The sequence below is a fragment of the Rhodococcus sp. 1168 genome (assembly GCF_002091955.1).
GTDB lineage: Bacteria > Actinomycetota > Actinomycetes > Mycobacteriales > Mycobacteriaceae > Rhodococcoides.
This window is the reverse complement of sequence record NZ_MKKY01000097.1, coordinates 35,000-56,842: the sequence shown is the minus strand read 5'-3', so window position 1 is coordinate 56,842 and position 21,843 is coordinate 35,000. Positions and strand designations below refer to the sequence as shown.

19 protein-coding genes and 1 pseudogene are annotated in these 21,843 nt (G+C 62.8%); 8 read left to right on the top strand and 12 right to left on the bottom strand.

Features of this window, described 5'->3' with window-relative positions:
- The first annotated feature begins 24 nt into the window (after positions 1–24).
- A complete protein-coding gene (locus tag BJI47_RS23470) occupies positions 25–849 on the top strand; it encodes a helix-turn-helix domain-containing protein (RefSeq protein ID WP_254900785.1) in 825 nt (274 codons plus the stop codon).
- Between the two features lie 105 nt (positions 850–954).
- On the opposite strand, the gene BJI47_RS23465 is transcribed toward BJI47_RS23470, so the two are convergent.
- From BJI47_RS23465 to BJI47_RS23435, 7 genes and pseudogenes are all read right to left on the bottom strand, one after another.
- The gene (locus BJI47_RS23465; protein WP_088945993.1) at positions 955–2,997 is read right to left on the bottom strand and encodes a PhoX family phosphatase; all 2,043 of its coding nucleotides are present in this window, start codon (positions 2,995–2,997) and stop codon (positions 955–957) included.
- Positions 2,998–3,079: 82 nt separating this feature from the next.
- Complete coding sequence (locus BJI47_RS23460) at positions 3,080–3,805, bottom strand: amino acid ABC transporter ATP-binding protein (protein WP_088945992.1); 726 nt, start codon at positions 3,803–3,805, stop codon at positions 3,080–3,082.
- A gap of 3 nt (positions 3,806–3,808) precedes the next feature.
- Positions 3,809–5,510 (bottom strand): annotated as a pseudogene (locus BJI47_RS24900) (ABC transporter substrate-binding protein/permease).
- A gap of 127 nt (positions 5,511–5,637) precedes the next feature.
- The gene (locus BJI47_RS24895; RefSeq protein WP_254900784.1) at positions 5,638–5,763 is read right to left on the bottom strand and encodes a hypothetical protein; all 126 of its coding nucleotides are present in this window, start codon (positions 5,761–5,763) and stop codon (positions 5,638–5,640) included.
- A 33-nt stretch (positions 5,764–5,796) separates the two neighbouring features.
- The gene (locus BJI47_RS23445) at positions 5,797–6,309 is read right to left on the bottom strand and encodes a TIGR04338 family metallohydrolase (RefSeq protein ID WP_176225045.1); all 513 of its coding nucleotides are present in this window, start codon (positions 6,307–6,309) and stop codon (positions 5,797–5,799) included.
- 10 nt (positions 6,310–6,319) lie between these two features.
- Positions 6,320–6,649: a TfoX/Sxy family protein gene (locus tag BJI47_RS23440; protein ID WP_088945989.1), complete on the bottom strand. Its 330-nt coding sequence runs from the start codon at positions 6,647–6,649 to the stop codon at positions 6,320–6,322.
- 133 nt (positions 6,650–6,782) lie between these two features.
- Positions 6,783–7,601, bottom strand: coding sequence for a DUF2786 domain-containing protein (locus BJI47_RS23435; RefSeq protein ID WP_088946022.1), 819 nt, complete (start codon positions 7,599–7,601; stop codon positions 6,783–6,785).
- 220 nt (positions 7,602–7,821) lie between these two features.
- Here BJI47_RS23435 and BJI47_RS23430 point away from each other — a divergent pair, with 220 nt between their 5' ends.
- Genes BJI47_RS23430 through BJI47_RS23415 form a run of 4 tightly spaced genes read left to right on the top strand, consistent with a single transcriptional unit; the run spans position 7,822 to position 11,188 of the window.
- Positions 7,822–9,093, top strand: coding sequence for an ABC transporter substrate-binding protein (locus BJI47_RS23430; RefSeq protein WP_088945988.1), 1,272 nt, complete (start codon positions 7,822–7,824; stop codon positions 9,091–9,093).
- 48 nt (positions 9,094–9,141) lie between these two features.
- A complete protein-coding gene (locus BJI47_RS23425; RefSeq protein ID WP_176225044.1) occupies positions 9,142–10,191 on the top strand; it encodes a carbohydrate ABC transporter permease in 1,050 nt (349 codons plus the stop codon).
- A complete protein-coding gene (locus tag BJI47_RS23420; RefSeq protein ID WP_088945987.1) occupies positions 10,188–11,009 on the top strand; it encodes a carbohydrate ABC transporter permease in 822 nt (273 codons plus the stop codon). Before BJI47_RS23425 ends, BJI47_RS23420 begins: the two co-directional genes overlap by 4 nt.
- Positions 11,006–11,188: a hypothetical protein gene (locus BJI47_RS23415; protein ID WP_088945986.1), complete on the top strand. Its 183-nt coding sequence runs from the start codon at positions 11,006–11,008 to the stop codon at positions 11,186–11,188. The genes BJI47_RS23420 and BJI47_RS23415 overlap by 4 nt, the downstream gene beginning before the upstream one ends.
- Positions 11,189–11,312: 124 nt before the next feature.
- Here the strand turns inward: BJI47_RS23415 and BJI47_RS23410 are convergent, their stop codons facing one another.
- Both BJI47_RS23410 and BJI47_RS23405 read right to left on the bottom strand, forming a co-directional pair.
- Positions 11,313–12,395 carry an inositol-3-phosphate synthase gene (locus tag BJI47_RS23410; RefSeq protein WP_088945985.1) on the bottom strand — a complete coding sequence of 361 codons (1,083 nt, stop codon included), beginning with the start codon at positions 12,393–12,395 and terminating at the stop codon, positions 11,313–11,315.
- Complete coding sequence (locus BJI47_RS23405) at positions 12,388–12,975, bottom strand: PadR family transcriptional regulator (protein WP_084345956.1); 588 nt, start codon at positions 12,973–12,975, stop codon at positions 12,388–12,390. The genes BJI47_RS23410 and BJI47_RS23405 overlap by 8 nt, the downstream gene beginning before the upstream one ends.
- A gap of 257 nt (positions 12,976–13,232) precedes the next feature.
- On the opposite strand from BJI47_RS23405, the gene BJI47_RS23400 reads away from it, so the two are divergent.
- The 3 genes from BJI47_RS23400 to BJI47_RS23385 all read left to right on the top strand — a co-directional run bounded on the left by BJI47_RS23400 (position 13,233) and on the right by BJI47_RS23385 (position 18,195).
- The gene (locus tag BJI47_RS23400) at positions 13,233–13,694 is read left to right on the top strand and encodes a DUF5318 domain-containing protein (RefSeq protein WP_088946020.1); all 462 of its coding nucleotides are present in this window, start codon (positions 13,233–13,235) and stop codon (positions 13,692–13,694) included.
- A gap of 790 nt (positions 13,695–14,484) precedes the next feature.
- Positions 14,485–16,587, top strand: a complete 2,103-nt coding sequence (locus BJI47_RS23390) for a transglycosylase domain-containing protein (protein WP_088945983.1) — start codon at positions 14,485–14,487, stop codon at positions 16,585–16,587.
- A 141-nt stretch (positions 16,588–16,728) separates the two neighbouring features.
- On the top strand, positions 16,729–18,195 hold the full coding sequence (locus BJI47_RS23385) for a glycosyltransferase family 87 protein (protein ID WP_088946019.1): 1,467 nt from the start codon (positions 16,729–16,731) through the stop codon (positions 18,193–18,195).
- On the opposite strand, the gene BJI47_RS23380 is transcribed toward BJI47_RS23385, so the two are convergent.
- The 3 genes from BJI47_RS23380 to BJI47_RS23370 all read right to left on the bottom strand — a co-directional run bounded on the left by BJI47_RS23380 (position 18,192) and on the right by BJI47_RS23370 (position 21,759).
- Entirely contained in the window at positions 18,192–19,379 is a 1,188-nt protein-coding gene (locus BJI47_RS23380) for a TerD family protein (protein WP_088946018.1), read from the bottom strand. The two genes, BJI47_RS23385 and BJI47_RS23380, sit on opposite strands and share 4 nt — an antisense overlap.
- A gap of 134 nt (positions 19,380–19,513) precedes the next feature.
- Complete coding sequence (locus tag BJI47_RS23375; protein ID WP_125458816.1) at positions 19,514–20,269, bottom strand: ESX secretion-associated protein EspG; 756 nt, start codon at positions 20,267–20,269, stop codon at positions 19,514–19,516.
- A 17-nt stretch (positions 20,270–20,286) separates the two neighbouring features.
- A complete protein-coding gene (locus BJI47_RS23370; protein WP_088945981.1) occupies positions 20,287–21,759 on the bottom strand; it encodes a PPE domain-containing protein in 1,473 nt (490 codons plus the stop codon).
- Between the last annotated feature and the right edge of the window lie 84 nt (positions 21,760–21,843).

Genomic DNA, 21,843 nt, shown 5'->3' with positions numbered 1-21,843 from the left:
GGTCCAGACTCCTAGACTCGGCTTGTGGTGGATAGGAAAAACGCGACAGCAACACATGCGGGCGTGCTGCGACCCGAGGAGTTGGCGCAGCACGTCGACCTGATGCGTTTGCCCTGCGCACCGTCTCTGGATCCGTGGGTCGAGAACTACTGGCTCCTGCGGTGGGCGTTGCCGGCCGGTACGACCCACAGCAGCTCGACGCTGCCACACCCGGCCTGCACGTTGAGTATCGAGCACGGTCATCGACGCTCAGGTGTCACCGAGCCCGTTGTCGTGACCGGAGTACTCACCCGACGCTTCGATGTGACACTCGCAGAACGGGGCTGGGTCTTCGGCATCAAGTTTCGGCCCGGTGGATACGCAAGCTTGACCGACACGCACGTTCGAACGCTGCGCGACGTTCCGGTTGCCGCACCGACCGCGTTTCGGGCGGAGGCGGTCACCGCACTCGCCGAGCTGGGGCCGCACTACGATCCGGACCACTGCCGAACCGTCGTCGATACGGTTCTGACGCCCTACGAACGGCCGACCGATGCCGACTACCTGGAGGTTCTGGACATCGTGTCGGTGATGCTCCACGACCGATCGCTGGTACGCGTGGGCGACGTCGAGCAGCGGTGCGGTATCGGCGCTCGGCGGCTGCAGCGATTGTTCGAACGCTATGTCGGGGTGACACCGAAGTGGGTACTCGGGCGATACCGCATCCATGACGCCGTCTGTGACCTCGACGGCGGGTTCACCGGATCGTTGGCCGATCTGGCAGCACGGTACGGCTGGTTCGACCAGGCGCATTTCACTCGTGAGTTCACCGAGCTGATCGGGGTACCGCCGAGCGCCTACCTCCGCTGACCCGTCGAGCGAACGTTCCAACGTCGGCCACGATGACGACTACTAGCGACAAAGGCCTGCACAGCCGCCATCCAGCAGCTATGCAGGCCTCAGGGGTACCAGTGACTAGGACTTCCAGACCGCAACCATGGACGGACGCGGCTGAGAATCGCCGCCATCGGGCCAGTGCGACATCGGGTTGTCGGCAGAAGCCTCATCGAACTCACCCGGATGCTGGACTGCGACGACGACGCGCTCGTCGGAGATGATCGGACCACACGTCTCGCCCCCGGCAGGGACAGTCAGGAACTGCCGTGTCTCTCCGCGTCGTTCACCGTCGAGAACCACCGCGAACAAGCCGTCGTTCGACTCCAGAGCGTTGCCGTCCGTGGAGATCCACAGGTTGCCCTTCGAGTCGAAAGCCAGGTTGTCCGGGCACGAAATGGGACTGACCTGCGATTTGTCGAAGCCGCCGAAATAAGTGTCGGCCTCGTTCGGATCGCCCGCGACAATGAGAAGGTTCCACACGAACGTGGTCCCCGCATGGTCGTCGTCGATCTCGAGGATCTGCCCGTTCTTGTTCTTGTCGCGCGGGTTGGCCTCGTCAGCGGCCGCTTTTCCATCGGTGCCGCGCTTGGTGTTGTTGGTCAGAGCCACATACACCTTTCCGGTCACCGGGTTCGGCTCGAAATCCTCGGGGCGGTCCATCTTCGTCGCGCCCACCTTGTCACCGGCCTGACGGGTGAACACTGCCACCTCTTCGGCGGACATGCCGTCGACCAGCGATTCGCCACGGCCGTCGTCACCGGTACGAAGGAGCGGAATCCACTCGCCCTTCCCGGCGAACTTACCGGCCTCGGGCAGCGTTCCGGTGCCGTCGATCGCGTCGGGAGCGTCGCCGGTGAGTACGGCCACATACAAAGTGCCCGCATCGAGGATCGTCAGATTGTGACGCATTGCTGCTTGGCCGTTGCCAGGCATCATCTTTCGGCTGGAGACGAACTTGTACATGTAGTCGAAGCGCTCGTCGTCGCCGCTGTACGCTACGACGGTGCCGTCATCGGTGACGTAGATAGTGGCTGCCTCGTGCTTGAAACGGCCCAGTGCCGTGTGCTTGATCGGAATCCCGTTCGGATCCCACGGATCGACCTCGACGACATAGCCGAACCGATTGACCTCGTTGGGTTCCTGGGCCAGATCGAACCGCTTGTCGAAACGCTCCCACTTGCGATCGCTGGCCGCGCCCTCGACGCCGTAGCGTGCGAGTCGCTGTGCGGCAACAGGATCGGTGACGGACTCGGCGTTTCCGAAGTACTGGTTGATGTTCTCTTCCCCGGAAAGCACGGTGCCCCAGGGGGTGAGGCCGCCGGAGCAGTTGTTGAACGTTCCGAAGACCTTGGTGCCGGTCGGATCGACGCTCGTCTTGAGAAAGTCACTGCCCGCCGCGGGGCCGGTCAGCAGAAACTCCGTCGTGCCGGTGATGCGACGGTTGTATTGGCCGAAACCCGGGGTCAGTGCGCCGGATCCGGACTGACCCGCCACCTGGACCACGGAAAGCCCATGTGCGGCAAGAGCAATATCGAACTGCTCACGCGTCGGGTTCTCTGCGTCGTACCCCTTGAACAAAAACGGCTCGGTCGTGTACTCGTGATTGACCACGAGAAGGTAGGCATTCGGTGTGCCCTCGATCGGCAACAGCCCGGCGAAATCGTTGTTGTAGCCGAACTGCATGTTCTGCGCGGCGGCTGTCTGCTTGTCGAAATCGAATGCGGGGGCCCCTGCAAGAACCGGGTCACCCCACCGAATGATGATCCCCTGCTCGTAGCCGTCGGGAACCACGACAGCATCTTCGGTGTTGGGCTCCACGGCGGTGAAGTCGACGCCGTCGACCGGTGGTGTGCTCACCTCACCGCTCGCACTCGAAGGGCTTGCCTCGTCAGTGCTGCACGCAGCAAGCACGCTTCCGGCGCCGACCGCAACCACGGCCATCGCTCCGCCGCGCAGGACTCCCCGGCGCGTCATTGCAGTCTTGACGATATCGCCGAAGTACTGGCCCTTCGAGGTGTTGGGGATCTCGTGGAAGCAGGCGTCGCCGCACTTGTACTTGCACGTCAAGGAAGAGCGCGCGGAGCTGCCGTCATGGGTGGTCAGGATCGGAAGTAGCTTCATGCCCGAACGGTGACAGGCCCAAACGAAAGCAGGGAAAAGCTGAGGTGAACGACAGGCGCTATTTATAGGTGCAGTGCAGTTTCTACAGAACCTGTGAGAGAAACTGCTTCAGCCGATCGGTATGCGGGTCGTCGAAAAGTTGTTCCGGAGTACCGGTTTCGATGGCACTACCGTGATCCATGAACAGCACCTTGTTCGACACCGAACGCGCGAAACCCATTTCGTGCGTGACGACGACCATCGTCATACCGCCGGAGGCGAGGTCGGCCATCAGCGCGAGCACACCCTTGACGAGCTCGGGGTCCAGAGCTGATGTTGCCTCGTCGAAGAACATCACCTCGGGTTTCATGGCGAGCGCCCGAGCGATGGCGACGCGTTGCTGCTGGCCGCCGGAAAGGTTGCCCGGGCGCGAATCTGCCTTGTTCGCCAGACCGACGAGCTCGAGCTGTTCCATCGCTGCAGCGCGAGCCTCGTCCTTCGTCTGCCCCTTGAGCTTGCGTAGGCCGAGCGCGATATTGTCCGCGACCGACTTGTGCGGAAACAGGTTGAACTGCTGGAACACCATGCCGATGCGCTGGCGCAACTCGTCCGGGTTGTCCTTCAGTACGGATTTGCCGTCGAGCAGAATGTCACCCTGGTCGGGTTCGTGGAGGCGGTTGAGCGCACGGAGCAACGTCGATTTGCCTGATCCCGAAGGCCCGATCACCGTAGTGGTTCGCCCCGCGTCGACGTGAATATTCACCCCTCGGAGCACCTTGTTGACACCGAAAGCGAGATGAATGTCGGTGCCGGTCAATGAGACAGCCATTACTTACCTCTCCACCACGATTGATACTTCCAAGGGATCGAGCGTGCCCGAGGTGTCGGCTTTGCCGGAGCGCATGCGCTTGTCGATGAAGTTGACGAGGTGCGTCAGCGGGATGGTCAGGATCAGATAGAATACGCCTGCCGCAAGCAGAGGCGAGAGATTGCCGGTCTGTGCAGCGGTGTCCTGCCCGACTCGAAACAACTCGCGTTGCGAGGCGAGCAAGCCGAGGAAGTAGATCAGTGAGCTGTCCTTGATCAACGAGATGAACTGATTGACCGTGGCTGGCAGGACGCGCCTGATGCCCTGGGGCATCACGACCAGGGCCATCGAACGGCGATAGCTGAAGCCCAGTGCACGTGAGGCTTCCATCTGACCCGCGTCGACACTTTGAATGCCCGAACGGAAAATTTCACCGAAGTACGCCGCCGACATCAGCGCCAATGCCGCGATGCCCAGCGGGAAAGGGTTACGGCTGCCGGTCAATTGAGTCAGCGTCGGACCGAAACCGAGGCCGATGAGAAGAATGACGACCGCCGCTGGAAGTCCACGAAAGATATCTGTATACATCCGCGCCGGCCATCGGAGCCAGCGGGAGCGGGAGATACCCGCTACCGCCAACCCGATCCCGATCACCGTGCCGATCACCCCGGAGGAAGCAGCGAGAATCAGGGTGTTCGGCAATCCGACGGTGATCAGCTTGGGAACGGTTTCCCAGATGAGGTCCCAATCGAAGAACGTGTCGTACAGATTCGACAGTGTGCTCATATCAGCTTGCAGGCAGGACGGAAGCCTTGCTGCCCGGCTTCCAGTCGGCGGGAACCTGGCGCTCGGGGTACCACTCGTTTTCGAGGGTGTTCCACGTTCCGTCGGCGACGACGGCGTCGAGACCGGAGTTGAGAGCGTCGATCAACGGCTGATTGTCCTTGTTCACCGCGTACGCCGTGAAGTTGGTGGTGTTGATCGTCTTCTCGAGGATTGCAACGCCATCCTCGGCCTTGACCTGGCCGGAAGCCTGCTGCGACGGCGCGACCCATGCGTCGATCTGACCGGACTTCACATTTGCGTACGCGGTGTTGTAATCCGGGAAACGTACGGGCTCGATACCGAGGGTGTTGGTGACGTAATCGTCCTGGACAGTGCCCTGAACCACGCCGATACGCTGCTCGGTGTCCAGATCGGCGATGGTCTTGATCGCGTAGTCGTTCTTGGCGACGAGCGCCATCTCACCGAAGTCGTAGCCGTTGGTGAACCCGACGGTCTGGCGACGGGCATCGGTGGTGGAGATCGACGACGAACCAGCGTCGTAAACCTTGTTGTTCACTGCGGCGAGCAAGCTGGAGAACTCGGTGGCCGAGAACTCGACGGTCAGGTTCAGCTTAGCGGCGACGGCGCGGAGCAGCTCGTTGTCGAAGCCGGTGAACTTGCCCGAGGGGTCGATGAAAATGTTCGGCGGAGCGTCGGACAAGGTGCCGACGTACAGCTTGCCCGGTTCGATCAGACCGATGTTCGAGGTATCGATCTGATCGAGCGGGGTGACATCGTCCGTCGTGTACTTGTCGAGCGAAGTCTGGTCGGAGCCGGCAAGGGCGTCCTCGCCCGTTCCACCCGAGCTGTTGTCACTCGAACATGCGACGGCGCCGAGCGTGAGAGCGAGCGTGGCAGCTACTGCGGCCAGGGTGCGGCCGCGTAAACGTCGACTGGTCAAGAGTGAACTCCTCGGTGCGGAAACAAGTTGAAAGACGTCCGAGGCTATCGCGAAGCCGTGAGCACTCGGAAATCAGATTGCCGCCAATCTCAACCCGCACTCAGCGCAGTCCATTCCCGACCGGTGCTCACTGCTGGCTGTTGCGCCACCCGATGGCGTCGTGCAGATCCGTCAAGTCGTACTCCGAACCGCCGATTCCGACGGTGAACAAGGTGGCTCCGGCATCGGGAACGCCGGTGCTTTGTCGGTACATTTCCATGATGCGCCTCGGCGCCGCGCACCCGCATCAACCGATCTTCACACCGTTCTCGGCCATGGTGGCGCGCAGTACGAAACCAGCTTCCTGACCGATGATTTCCCCGACCAGCGTGACGAACCGATCGACGAACTCCCCGCCGTGGGAGGCCACATCGAGTTCCGCAGGTTCGAAGTGATGCGCGAGCTCATGCAGTACGACCAGCTCGCGCAGCGCCCACGCCTCGTTGTTGCGGTGTAGAGGCACCGCAATGGTGTGGGTATCCCGCTCGTAGTGCGAAGCGCCGGTCCCCGAACGTTCACGGACCTGCACGACCGACACGGCATGCGGCCAAGTGTCGCGAACCCAGTTGAGCGTCAACACTGCGTCGACATAGCTCTGCACCGACTCGATCGACGCGAACCTCCGATCGATCGGCAGCGTGATGGTCGAACCGAACATCTCGACGGTGCGTAGTCCGCGCTCGTCCGCACGATCGAACATGACGCGAACCATGGCTTCGGCGTCGTAGACCTTCGATCGTTGTGAGTCTCTGTTCTTCACCGTTGCGATTTCATGCTTTGTGGTCCATTGCCCTGTTCTCCAACGCAACCGCGACCCAGAACTGTAAGTCGACGCCCCGGGTTTCCTCTGGCGAAACGGTGATCCACCCGGCGCTCATCTTCCGGCCACGCATGTCTGCACGTTGGGCTCCCGGCCTACCGATCAGCTCATCGGTGCGCGACGGATCGCATCTGACCAGTAGATCACCGTCTACTGTGGCGCCGATAGCGATCTTTCCGTCGACCAGGAACTGCAGGCCGCCGAACATCTTCTTTTCGATCACCGGTACCGCGGCCAGCGCCGAGCGAATCCGTTCCGCGAGCTGTTCGTCATAGGACATCGGCGTCAATCCTCCGGTGGTAGGAGAGCAGCAACATCCAGTGTTGCAGGCTCTTCCATCGTGTGGGGCTCGTTCGCGCGAACGCCGTCGGCGACTACCCACACGGTGCCCCTGCCGTCGACGGTCAGCTCCATCACCTGCCGAGCTGCGTCGAACCGCGCCCCAGCTCGGGCTCACCGCCCAGGCGCGCCGCGCGTCCTGCCCTGTCTCCGGCGGCGCGTGCACCGCGGGAGTACCCAGCGTTGGCGGACTGGCTACGCCACGATCCTCGCGCCTTCGACGTCGAGGTGTAGAAGTCCTTCAGTTCGATTGCTTTGTTACGCAACACCACTGCGGTACCGTCGTCGCGGCTCTCCTCTTCGATGGCCTTCGTCTCGGCCTCCTTCTTGACGCTCTCGAGCCGCTTTCCGATGCGCTCGGCAAAAGCAGTCTGGAAGTTGAGCCGGGCGGTGACACCAGCAACTACGACAACTTCTTGGCGTTTGTACTTTTTCCGACCGATGGTTTCCGTCACGGTACGCACGGCCGTTTCGTTCCGGTATGCGCCCGACTTGATATAGGCATCCGAGGCTCGGACCATCTGGATCAGCAGGCTGGAGTACAGCGCCTCACATGTGTCGATGTCGGAGTCGAAGCCGTACGCGAACACCTGAGTCGACGAACGCGAGATGTCACACTTGACGTCGTTCGCGAAGGCGATGACGAGGAAGAGCTTTACAAACGTGCGAAGCCCCTTCTTGCCGGCCTCGCCGATCCTGATGACGCGTTGGGCGGGTGCCACCTGCTTCTCGCGGGAAGCGTTGTGTGAACGCGCAACGGCAAGGTCGATCGACGTCGCCGTGGCCAACCGCTGCGCGGCCTCCATGAATGCCTCGGCCTCATGAGGATTGTCGGTGGACTCGGCTTGGCGTAGCAGCCCGCCGATGCGGGTCAACATCTTCTCCGAACTCACAGACAGGACGCTACAACGCCCCACCGACAACTCGGTTGACCGATTCAGGATGGACGAAATCACGCCTATCGGGTGAGTTGTGTGCCAGAGTGCGTATCGACATGTGCGTCGGGGGCAGCACAGTTGGTACATCACTATGGTCGAGCTCACTGTGGGTCAAGATCATTGTGATCGTCCCCGACGCATTCCAACCTGTACGAAGTTAGTGGAGAGACAAACTATGGCGTCTTTGATCTCGAAGGTGGCGGTGCTGGCGACAGCCGCAACGCTGCTGACGCTGACCGCGTGTTCCAGTGACAGCGGTTCCAGCGATTCCGCGTCGGAAAATACCGACGGCCGCGGCCCCATCACCTACGTCGAAGGCAAGGACACCACCGAAACCGGTGTCGTCAAGCAGATCATCGACGAGTGGAACTCGACTCACCCGGACGAGCAGGTCACGTTCAAGGAGCAGTCCAACGACGCCGACCAGGCGCACGACGACTTGGTCCAGCATCTTCAGGCAGAGCAGAGCGACTACGACGTGATGGCGCTCGACGTCATCTGGACCGCGGAGTTCGCAGCCAAGGGATGGCTCGTTCCGCTCGAAGGCGAGTTTGCGCTCGACAACGCGGGCATTCTGCCCTCGACCGTCAAGAGTGCCACCTACAACGGCACGCAGTACGCCGCTCCGAAGAACACCAATGGTGGTCTGCTGTTCTACCGCAGCGACCTGTTGCCGAAGGCGCCCACCACGTGGGCCGAGCTGACCGACGACTGTGCGGTCGCCAAGACCAACAACATCGATTGCTACGCAGGTCAGTTCGCGTCGTACGAGGGCTTGACGGTCAACACGTCCGAGATCATCAACGCCTACGGCGGGTCGTTCGTCGGCGAAGACGGCAAGACCCCGACCGTCGACAGCCCGGAAGCAAAGGCGGGTCTGCAGGCCCTCGTCACCGCTTTCGAGACCGGAGTGATCCCGGCGCAGGACACCACGTTCAAGGAGCCCGAAAGCCAGCAGGCATTCGAGGACGGAAAGGCCCTGTTCCTACGTAACTGGCCGTACGTCTACGGCACCGCAGCCAAGGAAGGCTCTGCCGTTGCAGGCAAGTACGCCGTAGCACCGCTGCCCGGCGCAACCGGCGTCGGAACCTCGACACTCGGTGGCTACAACGCTGCCATCAGCGAATTCTCCGAGAACAAGGCAACTTCCGCCGACTTCTTGCGATTCCTTCAGAGTGAGCAGGCCCAGCGCATCATCGCCGAGGGTGCACTTCCGCCCGTGCTCGGCTCGCTCTACGACGACCCGGCCCTCATCGCCGAGATGCCGTACCTGCCGGCGCTGAAGCTGTCGATCGAGAACGCTGTTCCTCGTCCCGTCAGCCCGTTCTACCCGGCCGTCTCGAAGGCCGTGCAGGACAATACGTTTGCAGCAATCAAGGGTGAGAAGTCGGTCGATCAGGCCATCACGGACATGCAGGCCGGTATCGAGTCCGCCGGTTCCAACTAGCCGGTCCGTTCACGACCGCTCTTTCGAAGCACTACAGGAGAACACACGATGGCTGTACCTACTGGTCAAACCAGTGGGGCTGTAGACACGACCGCGGCCGGGGGAGAATCCCCCGGCCGCGGTCGGCATACACGCACCGAGAAGAAAGCAAAGTTCGGGCTCTCCAGTGGGCGGGCGTGGCTACTGATAGCGCCGACGCTGATCATCCTGGCCATAGTCATCGCGTACCCCGTCGTACGTGCGGTCATCATGTCCTTCCAGAAGGACGCGGGTCTGGACCCGGCGACCGGCATGTTCGTCAAGGGAGGCAGCGCAGGGTTTTCCAACTACACGCATTGGATTCTGCAGCAGTGCACTTCCGCGTCGGGGACGCTGGTTCCGTGCCCGCCCGGCACTCTCGGCTCCCAGTTCTGGGGAGCGGTAGGCAACACCGCCTTCTTCACGGTGGTGACGGTGTCCATCGAGGTCGTCATCGGCTTCGGGATGGCTGTCATCATGGGTAAGACTTTCGCCGGACGCGCATTGCTGCGCGCCGCGATCCTGATTCCGTGGGCTATCCCGACGGCTGTGACCGCGAAGCTCTGGTACTTCATCTTCGCCTACGACGGTATCGCCAACAAGCTTCTCGGCACCAACATTCTGTGGACCGGTGATGCCTGGCCTGCACGCTTCGCGGTCATCATCGCCGACGTCTGGAAGACGACGCCGTTCATGGCGCTGCTCATTCTTGCCGGGTTACAGATGATTCCGGCCGACGTCTACGAAGCTGCGCGAGTGGACGGCGCCTCGGCGTGGCAGCGGCTGACGAAGATCACCTTGCCACTGGTGAAACCGGCTCTGATGGTGGCAATCCTGTTCCGCACGATGGATGCGCTCAGAATGTACGACCTGCCTGCCATTCTCACCGAGGGCAACCCGGCCACCCGCACCATCTCCATTCTGGTGGTGGAGCAGATACGGCAGGGATTCAACAGTGCCGCGTCGCTCTCGACCATCTCGTTCATCATGATCTTCATAGTCGCGTTCATTCTGGTGAAGTTCCTCGGGGCCAATGCGGTTGCCACGCAGGAGAATCAGCGTAAGGGCGTGGTCCGATGAAAACCGCTCGTATCTATCTCGGCGTTGCGATAATCCTGATCTGGGGCCTGGCACCGTTCTACTGGATGGTCGTGACCGCGCTACGAGATCCGCGCTACACCTTCGACACGACGCCGTGGCCGACGCACGTGACGATGGAGAACTTCTCCAACGCGTTGTCGACGAGCAACGGCAACAACTTCATTCGAGCAGTGATCAACAGTCTGATCATCGGCGGTGTAACCACTCTTGTTGCGCTCGTCATCGGCATTTTTTCCGCATATGCGCTCTCGCGGATCGACTTTCGGTTCAAGTACATCGTCGTCGGTATCGTGCTCGGCGCTTCGATGTTCCCGGTCGTGGCATTGGTGACGCCACTGTTCCAATTCTTCACCGACATCGGGTGGATCGGTACCTACCAGGCCATGATCATCCCGAACATTTCGTTCGTGCTACCGCTGACCATTTACACTCTGGCCGCGTTCTTCGCCGAATTGCCTTGGGAACTCGAAGAAGCCGCCCGTATCGACGGCGCAGGACGCTTTCAGGCGTTCCGGCTGGTCATGTTGCCGCTTGCAGCACCGGCGTTGTTCACCACCGCCATCCTCGCCTTCATCGCGGCAGTAAACGAATACCTCCTGGCAAGTCAGCTTTCCAGCGACAAGACCGAACCAGTGACGGTGGCCATCGCCCGGTTCTCCGGCAACGACCCACATGTGGTTCCGTACGCGGCGATCATGGCGGCAGGCACCATCGTCGCGATCCCGCTGGTGATCATGGTCCTTCTGTTCCAACGTCGCATCATCTCCGGCCTGACTGCAGGCGGAGTCAAGTCGTGACAGCGGGCGATCACCTTCAGCTGCTGGCGGGCATTCTGGGGTTCTTCGCGCTGATGGCGTTCGTGGCTGCAGTAGCAGGCATCGTCGGTGGCGATCCGAGCGTGTGGGCGTCGGTTGTTCTACTCGGACTGCTTGTTGCCCTTGCCTTCGTCGTCCGCAAGCTGAAGGTCACACACTAGGATATTTGCTCCTGCCCACGGTCCGTGGGCAGGAGCAAATCTTCCCGTACACAGCATTCTGCCCGGGTGCGCATGGTCGTCGGTGAAGACCGATCACATGCACCCGGGCAGGAAGCGAAGCTGATTATGCGTCGATGATGAACGCTTCGAGCTGCGTGCGCGCGACGTCGTCGGCGAGCTGCTTGGGCGGGCTCTTCATCAGGTAAGCAGAGGCCGGGACGACCGGTCCGCCGATGCCACGGTCGAGGGCGATCTTCGCTGCGCGAACAGCATCGATGATGACGCCGGCCGAGTTGGGCGAGTCCCAGACCTCGAGCTTGTATTCCAGGCTCAGTGGCACGTCGCCGAAGGCGCGGCCTTCGAGGCGAACGTAGGCCCACTTGCGGTCGTCGAGCCAGCCGACGTGATCCGAAGGTCCGATGTGAACGTCCTTGGCGTTGAACTCCTTCTGGAGGTTCGACGTCACGGCCTGGGTCTTGGAGATCTTCTTCGACTCGAGGCGGGTGCGCTCGAGCATGTTGAGAAAGTCCATGTTGCCGCCGACGTTGAGCTGCATGGTCCGGTCCAGCTGGACGCCGCGATCTTCGAACAGCTTCGCCATGACGCGGTGCGTGATGGTGGCGCCGACCTGGCTCTTGATGTCGTCGCCGACGATGGGGACGCCTGCATCCTCGAACTTCTTGGCCCAAACGGGGTCACTGGCGATGAAGACGGGTAGCGCGTTGACGAATGCGACGCCTGCGTCGATCGATGCCTGCGCGTAGAACTTGTCGGCTTCTTCGGATCCAACGGGAAGGTAGGAGACGAGGACGTCGACCTTCGCGTCGCGGAGGGCCTGGGCAACGTCGACTGCTTCGGCGTCGGCCTCGGTGATGGTCTCGCGGTAGTACTTGCCGAGTCCGTCGAGGGTCGGTCCGCGCAGAACCTGAACGTTCTTCGGCGGTACGTCGGCAATCTTGATCGTGTTGTTCTCGCTGGAGAAGATTGCTTCGGAGAGATCGAAGCCGACCTTCTTGGCGTCTACGTCGAACGCGGCGACGAACTCGACGTCACGGACGTGGTACTTGCCGAACTTGACGTGCATGAGGCCGGGAACGGTGGTGTTCTCGTCGGCATTCCTGTAGTACTCCACGCCCTGGACCAGGGATGAGGCGCAGTTGCCCACACCCACAATGGCCACGCGGATGGCGTTACTGTTCTCACCCATGGTCGGGTTCTCCTTCTGTCTTGGAAACATTGTTCGGATTCGTGGTGGAGGTGACGGACGGGCCCGCCTGCTCGGCTGCGATTACTTCGTTGAGCCACCGAACTTCGCGATCGCTCGATTCGAGGCCGAGTTGGTGAAGCTGACTGGTGTATCGGTCGAGCGTCCCGTTGGCTCGCCCCACGGCGTCGCGGAGTCCTTCACGGCGCTCCTCGACCTGGCGTCGCCTGCCTTCGAGGATGCGCACCCGGGCCTCTGCCGGAGTGCGACTGAAGAAGGCGAGGTGAACGCCGAATCCGTCGTCGGTGTAGTTCTGTGGTCCGGTGTCGGCAACCAACTCGGCAAAGCGCTTCTTACCTTGCGGAGTGAGCTCGTACACACGCCGTGCTCGACGTTTCACGAGGGTGTCCGGCCCTGCATCCTCAGCGATCAGCCCATCCGCTTGTAAGCGGCGCAATGCTGGATACAGCGAGCCGTACGAGAAGGCTCGAAATGCACCGAGGAGTCCGGTCAGTCGCTTGCGGAGTTCGTATCCGTGCATCGGTGCTTCGAGGAGCAAACCGAGGATTGCGAGCTCGAGCATGCGACCCTCCTCCTCTGATGTCTGTACCGCACCTGTTGATGCGACTACCAAGCATATACACAAGATGTATCGACTCGATATATGCGTCGACATATCAGTGCCTCCGGGTACCCGAATTGCCAGTCGAAGGCCGCCGCGAGACCTGTGCGCATCGCCACAGGTAGAGGCTTCGGCAGAGGTGAAGGGCCGTGCGCGAAGCCGATTTCGGCGAAGGAGGGTGTGGCGCAGTCACACAAGAGTCGGGATGCGCGATCCGCATGTCTGGCGCCGCACGTACTCTGGTCACCGTGCGACTTCAGCGACAGGTGGTGGACTACGCCCTTCAGCGACGGTCACTGCTTGCCGAGGTGTACTCGGGCAGGACCGGCGTGGCCGCAGTGTGTGATGCCGATCCCTATCTACTGCGTGCGGCCAAATTCCACGGCCGCGGTAGTGATGTCGCATGCCCGATCTGCCGCAAAGAGCAGCTCACCCTCGTTTCGTGGGTGTTCGGCGAGAAGCTGGGGACACTCTCGGGTTCGGCGCGCACAGCGGAAGAACTCGTTCGCCTTGCGGCGACGCAGGAGGAGTTCTCGGTACACGTCGTCGAAGTCTGCCGTTCCTGCAGTTGGAATCACCTGGTCCAGTCCTATGTACTAGGTGCAGTTCCCACCCCGAAGCAACCGCGACGGCCCCGATCGGGATCTCGCGAACCGAACCGTCGAACAGCGAGCGAGTGACACACATCGCGTCGCTGACAACCCCGGTCGGCATACGGATGTGCCAGCCGCAACCACTGGAGACCTGTACGTGAGTTCCCCCTACGACACCACGCCTGGTGGCAGCGACAACACGCCTGGTGGCAGCGACAACACGCCTGGTGGCAGCGACAACACCCCCGGTGCCGGCGCCCCGCCCCCCGATCGTCCACCCATGGGCCCACCTCCCGGTGTTCGACGTGACGCTCAGGGTCGGCCACTGGGTCCGCCTCCGGGTCGTCCGCAGGGTCCACCCGCGGGACGTCCGCAGGGTCCACCTCCAGGACGTCCGCAAGGTCCCCCGACGGGACGGCCACCAGGTCCGCCTCCGGGTCGGCCGCAGGGTCCACCGCCAGGAGGCCAACAGGGTCCGCCGCTCCGACCACAGGGGCCCCCGCCGCAGACCGGTCGACCCGTACCGGGCGGGCCGCCGCAAGCGGGTCGACCCCCGAGCGGTCGACCCCCGAGCGGTCCACCCACTAGCGGTCCACCCACGGGCGGAGCGTCTACAGGCCGTCCACCTACGGGCAATGGCCCGGCTGGTCCACCGCCTGGGCACCCTCCGCTACCCAACCGCGGCCCAGTAACGGGCCCGCACAGCGCACGCGGTTCCGGTGGACTTCCACCGACCGGCCCGCCGGACAACCCGCCCCCACGTTCTTCGGGTAGTGAACCGCCCGAACCGCCCGAGAGAGGTTCCGCCGCGAACACGAAGAAGAAGTCCAAGTGGCGGGTCGCCCGTCGAACGCTGTATGCGTTGATCGCGTTGGGGATGATCATTCCGATTCTGACGTTCATGGTCGCCTACACGGTCGAGGATGTACCACGCCCGGGTGACATCAAGACCAACCAGGTCGCCACCATTCTGGCGTCCGACGGTACGAGCGTGCTCGGTAAGGTCGTGCCCCCCGAGGGCAATCGCACCGATGTCTCGATCGAGCAGGTGCCGTTGCACGTGCGAAACGCGGTGCTGTCAGCGGAGGACCGGGATTTCTATTCCAATCCCGGCTTCTCGGTCACCGGATTCGGACGCGCATTGCGTGACAACGTTCTCGGACGCGACAGTGCAGGCGGTGGCTCGACCATCACCCAGCAGTACGTCAAGAATGCCCTTGTCGGATCCGAACGCACCTTGACACGAAAGATGCGTGAGCTGGTCATCTCGTCGAAGATGGCTCGTCAGTGGTCCAAGGACGACATCCTGGCGGCATACCTGAACACGATCTACTTCGGCCGAGGTGCTTACGGCATCGCGGCCGCGTCGACGGCGTATTTCGGCAAGCCGGTCGATCAGTTGACCGTCGAAGAAGGTGCCATGCTGGCGGCCACCATCCAGCAGCCGTCCGGCCTGGACCCCGAGTTCAACCCGACGGGTGCTCAGACTCGGTGGAACTACGTACTCGACGGCATGGTCGCGCAGGGCAGCCTGGAGCAGGCGCAGCGTGCGGCGATGCAGTATCCACAGTGGATTCCAGGCGCGCAGGCCGACGCCGGTGACAGTGACTCCGGCCCCAACGGGCTGATCAAGTCCCAGGTCCTGCGTGAATTGTCCGCGGCGGGCGTCAGTGAGCAGGACCTCAACACCGAGGGATTGCAGATCACCACGACGATCGATCCGGTGGCGCAGGCTGCGGTGATCGATGCGGTCGATTCGAACATGGAGGGCGAGCCCTCCGAGCTGCGCGCGGCGTCCGTTTCGATCGACCCACGCACGGGTGCAGTCAAGTCCTATTACGGCGGCTCGGACGGCGGCGGATTCGACTTCGCCCAGTCGGGCCTGCAGACGGGGTCCTCGTTCAAGGTCTTCGGCCTTGCTGCGGCACTGGATCAAGGCATTCCGCTTTCGCAGATGTTCGACAGCTCACCGCTTACCGTCAACGGCATCCCCATCAGCAATGTCGAGGGTGAATCCTGCGGAACGTGCACCATTGCAGAGGCGCTCAAACGCTCTCTCAACACGAGCTTCTACCGCTTGCAGTTGTCGATGGACAACGGTTCGCAGGTGATCGCCGACATGGCACACAAGCTCGGAATCCCCGAGGAAATCCCGGGCGTCGGTCCCACGTTGACCGAGCCGAACGGTGTCGGACCGAACAACGGAATCGTGCTCGGCCAGTACCAGTCTCGCGTGATCGACATGGCCTCCGCCTATGCGACGCTCGCTGCGTCCGGCGTCTACCACGCACCGCACTTCGTGCAGCGCGTCGTGACGGCCGACGGAACGGTCCTGTTGGATCGGGCCGCAGAGGCAGGCGAGCAGGTCACGTCCGCTGCTGTTGCGGACAACGTCACGGCTGCGATGCGGCCCATTGCCGGATACTCCAAGGGTCACAATCTGGACGGTGGCCGTCAATCCGCCGCAAAGACTGGCACTGCACAGCTCGGCGATACCGGTGAGAACAAGGATGCCTGGATGGTCGGGTACACACCCTCACTGTCGACGGCAGTATGGGTGGGAACCGAACAGGGACTTCCGCTGCAGAACAGCTACGGCGGATCGATCTACGGTTCCGGACTCCCGTCGGACATCTGGAAGGACACGATGGACGGCTCGTTGGAAGGAACGTCCAACGAGACCTTCCCGACGCCGGAGCCGATCGCCGGTCAGGCTGGTGTGCCGCAGTACTCCGCTCCCGCAGCACCGTCCACGACACCACCCAGCGCAGCAGTGGTGACGCCACCACCGCCGATCACGTTGCCGATCCCGACGGAGATCTCGCCGCCCGTCGTGATCACACCGCGCCAGGTCGAGATTCTTCCAGGGGTGACGATTCCGCTACCCGGTCTCGCCCCGGCGCCGGCGCAGTCGCAGACGACCGAACCCGCCACACCACAGACGCCCCAAGAAGAGCTCGAACCTGCTCCGGCTCGGTAACGTGACGGGGTGAGCGACGACAGAGCCATCGAACCCGGAGCCACCGAACCCGGGGCGAGGAAAGTCGTCGCGAGCCCGGGGCCGTTGGCACCCGACCGCTCCTCGAACGTGGCCCGAGACCTACCAGGCGCGAACGACCCGATGACCGCAGAGTTCGCTGCGGCCATCGGGGGGTCTGCGGGGAAACATGCGCTGATCGGGCGCCAACGATTTTTGACGCCGCTTCGGGTGGTGTTACTCCTCGCCGTGGTGTTCCTGAGTTTCGGTTGGTTCGCCAAGGCCGGCTGTATTCAACAGGCGCCCAACGGTCCAGAGGGATCGCTGGGTCTCGACTGGAGTGGCAACCGTCAGTACGTTGCAATGTGCTATTCCGACACCGTTCCGTTGTACGGCGCAGAGCGCTTGGATCAGGGTGCCTTCCCGTACAAGAAGTCCTGGGAAGAAGTGGCCGCGGACGGAACCACACAGATTCGCTACATGGAGTACCCGGTCCTGTCGGGTATGTATCAGTACGGCTCGATGGTCGTGGCGAAGGCGTGGAGTTCGATTTCTTGGCTGCCGCAGGCGCTCTCGGTGGTGATCTACTTCAATGTCGTCGCGATCGGGTTGGCCCTTGCATGGTTGGTCACCGTCTGGGCGACAGCGATGTCGGCAGGCCGGCGCATCTGGGATGCAGCCCTCGTGGCAGGTTCACCACTGGTCATCGTGCACGGTTTCACCAATTTCGATGCTTTGGCAACAGCTTTCGCTGCCGTAGGAATCTTGGCTTGGGGTAAGAAGCGACCCGTACTGGCCGGTGTTCTGCTCGGTCTCGGCGGCGCGACCAAGTTGTATCCCCTGATTCTCCTCGGCCCGCTGCTCGTATTGTGTTGGCGCGCTGGGAAAATGCGCGAATGGTCGCTGACCGCCGGTGCCGCGCTGGGGGCGTGGCTGGCTGTCAATCTTCCTATCGCACTCCTGTTTCCGAGCGGATGGTCGGAGTTCTTTCGGCTCAACTCCACGCGCGCTGCCGACCCGGATTCGATCTACAACGTCATCTCGTCGTTCACCGGATGGAGTGGATTCGACGGAACCTTGTACCCGGGTGACAAACCGCTGTTTCTCAACACCGTCACAATGGTGCTGTTCGTTGCAGTGTGCGCCGGTATCGCCTACATCGCGATGAATGCTCCGATGCGTCCGCGATTGGCGCAGCTGAGCTTCCTCGTCGTCGCCGGGTTCCTGCTGACCAACAAGGTGTGGAGTCCGCAGTACTCTCTATGGCTCGTGCCGCTGGCTGTGCTCGCACTACCGCATCGCAGACTGTTGCTGGCGTGGATGGCGGTCGACGCCTTTGTCTGGTTCCCCCGGATGTACTACTACCTCGGTGTCGGTGACAAGGGTGTCCCGGAGCAGTGGTTCACCGCGACCGTCGTCGTGCGTGACGTTGCCGTGATCGCACTGTGCGCGTTGATAGTTCGGCAGATTTATCGCCCGGATGAGGATCTCGTGAGACTGGGCGGGGTGGACGATCCGGTGGGTGGGGTGCTCGACCAGGCACCGGATACGCATCGGGGCACGAAAACCACCGCACCGCAGGCGGTTTCCGTGCCGATGCGAGTGGACTAGATGTACTTGCCGAGATGCGGAACTGCTTCGCCCGCATGCTTGGCGGCGATGCCGTCGCCGATGGCCTGAAGCTTCCAGTTAGCACCCTCGCGGTAGACCTTTGCCATGACGAGACCGGTGAACGGCATCCCTCCCTGGAGTGTGAAGCGGGCCAGTTCGGCGTTGTTGGTGTCGTCGACGAGGCGGCAGAATGCGTTCTCGACCTGCTCGAAAGTTTGTCCTCGGTACGAGGTCACCGTGAACACGATCGCGGTCACGTTCGCCGGCACACGCGTGAGGTCGACGTTCACAACCTCGTCGTCGCCTTCACCGGCGCCGGTCAGGTTGTCGCCCTGATGCAGGATCGACCCATCCTTGGCCTTCAGCTGGCCGTAATACACCACGTCAGCCACGTTGCGACCGGCGAACATGATCGCCGACGCGTCCAGATCGATGGCCCCACTGCGTCCGCCACCGCCGAAGAAACCTGTCTTCTTGGGCGCCGCCACCGGGTCCCATCCCAGACCCATCCGGATCCTCGTCAGCGCGACGCCACCGTCCTTGCGCAGGGTGACCTTCTGACCCTTGGTCAGACTGACCGGACGGGCCTTCGTCAAATTGACCTCGGATGGGCCGGACGGCGGTGGTGTCGGTGCGGGAGGCGGAGTCGGGGCCGCGGGAGGAGCCGGGGCTGCCGGTTGCGCGGCGGGAGCGTCGTCGACGGACACACCGTGGTCGGTGACGAGTGCAGCGAAACCACCGGAGTAGCCCTGTCCTACCGCCCGAACTTTCCAGGTGCCCGAGCGTCGGTACACCTCCACAGCGATCACGATGGACTCACTGCTCAGGCCGTCGACGACGTACTCGTACAACGCGTTGCCCTGCGCGTCGGCGATGCGAGCGGTCGGCGGTGTGGCTCGGCCGAAGCTGCTCGAAGCGTCGTCGAGAGTGATGACTGCGCGGATCTGTTCGATATCGGCGGGGATTTCGGTCAGCGCGATCGACAACTGTCCGGGTTGTCCTGCGGCGCCGGGGGCCAGAGAAACACCAGGCCCGGTCGGCTGATTGAAGAAGACGAAGTCCGCGTCGGTCCGGACTTTGCCGTCGCCGGTTACCAGAAGTGCCGACAAGTCGGCGGGAGCGCTGAGCTGCACGGATACGACCACGTTGTTCACGGTGATCGGACCGTTTTGTCCCTTCGCCAAGGGCTGACCGGCTGGAGCAGACAATGTGTGTCCTTTTCGATGAGAGCGGGTCGTGAAGTGCGCACACCAATGTACTGGGTCGAAATGTCCGAATGCTGTGGACGAAGTTCCACAACCGGTGCCCGTCGCAGGCTTCAGGTCTCGGCTGGCAACTCTGCGGCTAGCCTTCGGACCTCGGCGGCCACGTCGGAATCGGAGGCGGGAATGACGCTTACAGTAGAACCGGACCGGACCAGGTATCGACCGTCATCGGCGTTGTCCAGCCAGTGAAAACCAGCCAAGTCCATTTCCACTCGATTGTCGGTGGCTTTGCCAGGGCAGAGGAGGATTTCGCCTGCGCTGGTTCGACGTCGGCCCAGAAGCCGATCGAAGTGCTCCCTGGAGGTCGACCCTGTGGCGCTGTCGAATACGACGGAGTTCGCAGTCGATTGTCCGATCGGCGAAGGCCGCGGGATGTCGATGCGAGGGTTGCTGCCCTTCGGGGATTCGGGCAGTGCGTCCAACACTGCATTCACGGCTCGATACGAGGCGACCAGGCGAACCGTCACTGGGCCGCCGGAGGAATCATCGAGTCCGGGCTGCTGGATCAGCACCGCTGCACTGTCGTGTCGGATCGCGGCATGGCCACGGATCTTGACGTCCGCGGAGCCGTCGGCTGCACTCGTGCTCCTCGTATGGCCTACGACTTCGATTCGAAGCCGTGGGTCGAGAAGGATCCGTCCGGCCTCGCGCAAGTCTTCGTCCATCTTCGCCGCGACGCCTATGGACGCCTCGTGGCATTGATGGTGATATTCGGCTGCCGAACGTGCGGTTGCACGAATTTGCAGCGGGAACGGCAATCGATCGCGGCCGAACTGTTCCATCATGAGCCGAAATTCGAGGCCGGTCATGGTCCACCCGCGCTCGTTCACCCGCCGAGCACCGGTGGAACGACAAGTGGGAGCGTGCCGATCAATTCGTCTCCGTTGACGGCATCGATCAGATAGCCGGGCGTCTTGTGAACGTCGTCTGCGCCCCCAGGCCCTCCGCGACCTGCGCCAGGCGACATTCCGCCCATTCCAGGGGCACCGGCACGGCCCGCGGCCGTACCTGACCCTCCGGTCGATCCCTGGCCCCCAGCCGCGGTACCGCCCTGTCCAGGAGCCCCGAGAACCGAGCCGCCGACCCCAGGGCGATTTAACCCACCCATGCCCGACCCCGAGCCCGAACCGCCGGAGCCCCCGCCGGAGCCCCCGCCGAACCGAGAACCGGTACCGCCTGAACTGCCGCCCCGGGAACCCGAGCCGCCGGCACCCGACCCGCCTGGACCTGAACCGCCTGGACCAGAAGCTCGGGGACCACCGAGTGGGCTGCCCAGAACCGAGCCACCGGGTGAGGACCCCGATGGTGAGAATCCGGAAGGGGTATTCGCCCCTTGCTGCGCCCCGGCCGGACCGGTCGGCGGCTGCGGCGACTGTGGTGTCTCACCGGGCGCCCAACTCGACGCCTCTGTCCCGGTGTCCCGGGCATCCGATGCAGGAGATCGAACAGCACCGCCGTCGGAGGCAGGTGAACCGGTCTGCCCCGAAGCACCATTGCCGGATCCGGGCCCGGTGGCCGAAGCGTCCGCTCGAGGAAAGGGTTGCGCATCGAAGCCGAGGCCCTTGGTGCCCGGTCGGTACCTGCCTGCGTCACCCGCGCCACCGTCGGTGACCGGATCGAGCGCGGTCGGCAGAATCGGAACTTGGTCGTCGGATTGATGCACGACCGGCATGTACACACTGCGCATGACCTGGCGCGCAGCTTCTTCGGCCTCTTCGCGTGCGTATTGGGCCTGCTTCAACGCACCGGGCACGAGAAAACCAGGAGTCGCGTCGAGCACTTTCTCGAACGGGCCGGTAGGCAGCGGAGGCGGAACGCTCGCCTTGGTCTGCTGAAGACCCGTATATGCCTCGAGCAGCTTGTTCGCCACGAGATGCGCAGTCGTCTTCAACTCTGCGGTCGACTTCGTGTACGCCTGCACACCGTCGACTGCGGCGGTGGCTGATGGGCCCTGCCAGCTGGTGCTGTTCACCGCGGCCATTGCCTGAGCGAACTGATCGGCGCCCTCGGCCGCGTGGGCTCCGATCGCTCGCCAGTTGTTGGAGGACTCCCCGGCCCGTTCAGGTTGGAACTGCTCGACTTTCCCGAAGATCTCCCCATGCGACATTGCATCGAATGGGTCGTCGTCGAACACTGCCTTGGGCTCGTAACCGCCGCCGTACGCGTAACTGTCTCGCTCTTGGTAGATGACGGCGCGTGTCAGATCGCCGAACTCCTGCGCCGACATGTCACCGAACCCGCTGATGCTCTCGAGTGTGCGCAGGGTCTGCTGCAGTTCTTCCGAAGGATCACCGCTCATGCCTGGTGCTCCGGAACATGCGTCGGCGTAGGACCCGATTCCGCGGATGCAACACGACCCGCGCCCGTCCAGGGCCTACCTTTC

Bases quoted from the DNA above. Each gene is read 5' to 3' on its own strand.
- BJI47_RS23465 (WP_088945993.1), bottom strand. From the start codon at position 2,997: ATGAAGCTACTTCCGATCCTGACCACCCATGACGGCAGCTCCGCGCGC.
- BJI47_RS23460 (WP_088945992.1), bottom strand. From the start codon at position 3,805: ATGGCTGTCTCATTGACCGGCACCGACATTCATCTCGCTTTCGGTGTC.
- BJI47_RS24895 (WP_254900784.1), bottom strand. From the start codon at position 5,763: ATGTACCGACAAAGCACCGGCGTTCCCGATGCCGGAGCCACCTTGTTC.
- BJI47_RS23440 (WP_088945989.1), bottom strand. From the start codon at position 6,649: ATGTCCTATGACGAACAGCTCGCGGAACGGATTCGCTCGGCGCTGGCC.
- BJI47_RS23430 (WP_088945988.1), top strand. From the start codon at position 7,822: ATGGCGTCTTTGATCTCGAAGGTGGCGGTGCTGGCGACAGCCGCAACG.
- BJI47_RS23425 (WP_176225044.1), top strand. From the start codon at position 9,142: ATGGCTGTACCTACTGGTCAAACCAGTGGGGCTGTAGACACGACCGCG.
- BJI47_RS23420 (WP_088945987.1), top strand. From the start codon at position 10,188: ATGAAAACCGCTCGTATCTATCTCGGCGTTGCGATAATCCTGATCTGG.
- BJI47_RS23410 (WP_088945985.1), bottom strand. From the start codon at position 12,395: ATGGGTGAGAACAGTAACGCCATCCGCGTGGCCATTGTGGGTGTGGGC.
- BJI47_RS23405 (WP_084345956.1), bottom strand. From the start codon at position 12,975: ATGCTCGAGCTCGCAATCCTCGGTTTGCTCCTCGAAGCACCGATGCAC.
- BJI47_RS23400 (WP_088946020.1), top strand. From the start codon at position 13,233: ATGTCTGGCGCCGCACGTACTCTGGTCACCGTGCGACTTCAGCGACAG.
- BJI47_RS23390 (WP_088945983.1), top strand. From the start codon at position 14,485: ATGATCATTCCGATTCTGACGTTCATGGTCGCCTACACGGTCGAGGAT.
- BJI47_RS23385 (WP_088946019.1), top strand. From the start codon at position 16,729: ATGACCGCAGAGTTCGCTGCGGCCATCGGGGGGTCTGCGGGGAAACAT.
- BJI47_RS23375 (WP_125458816.1), bottom strand. From the start codon at position 20,269: ATGACCGGCCTCGAATTTCGGCTCATGATGGAACAGTTCGGCCGCGAT.
- BJI47_RS23370 (WP_088945981.1), bottom strand. From the start codon at position 21,759: ATGAGCGGTGATCCTTCGGAAGAACTGCAGCAGACCCTGCGCACACTC.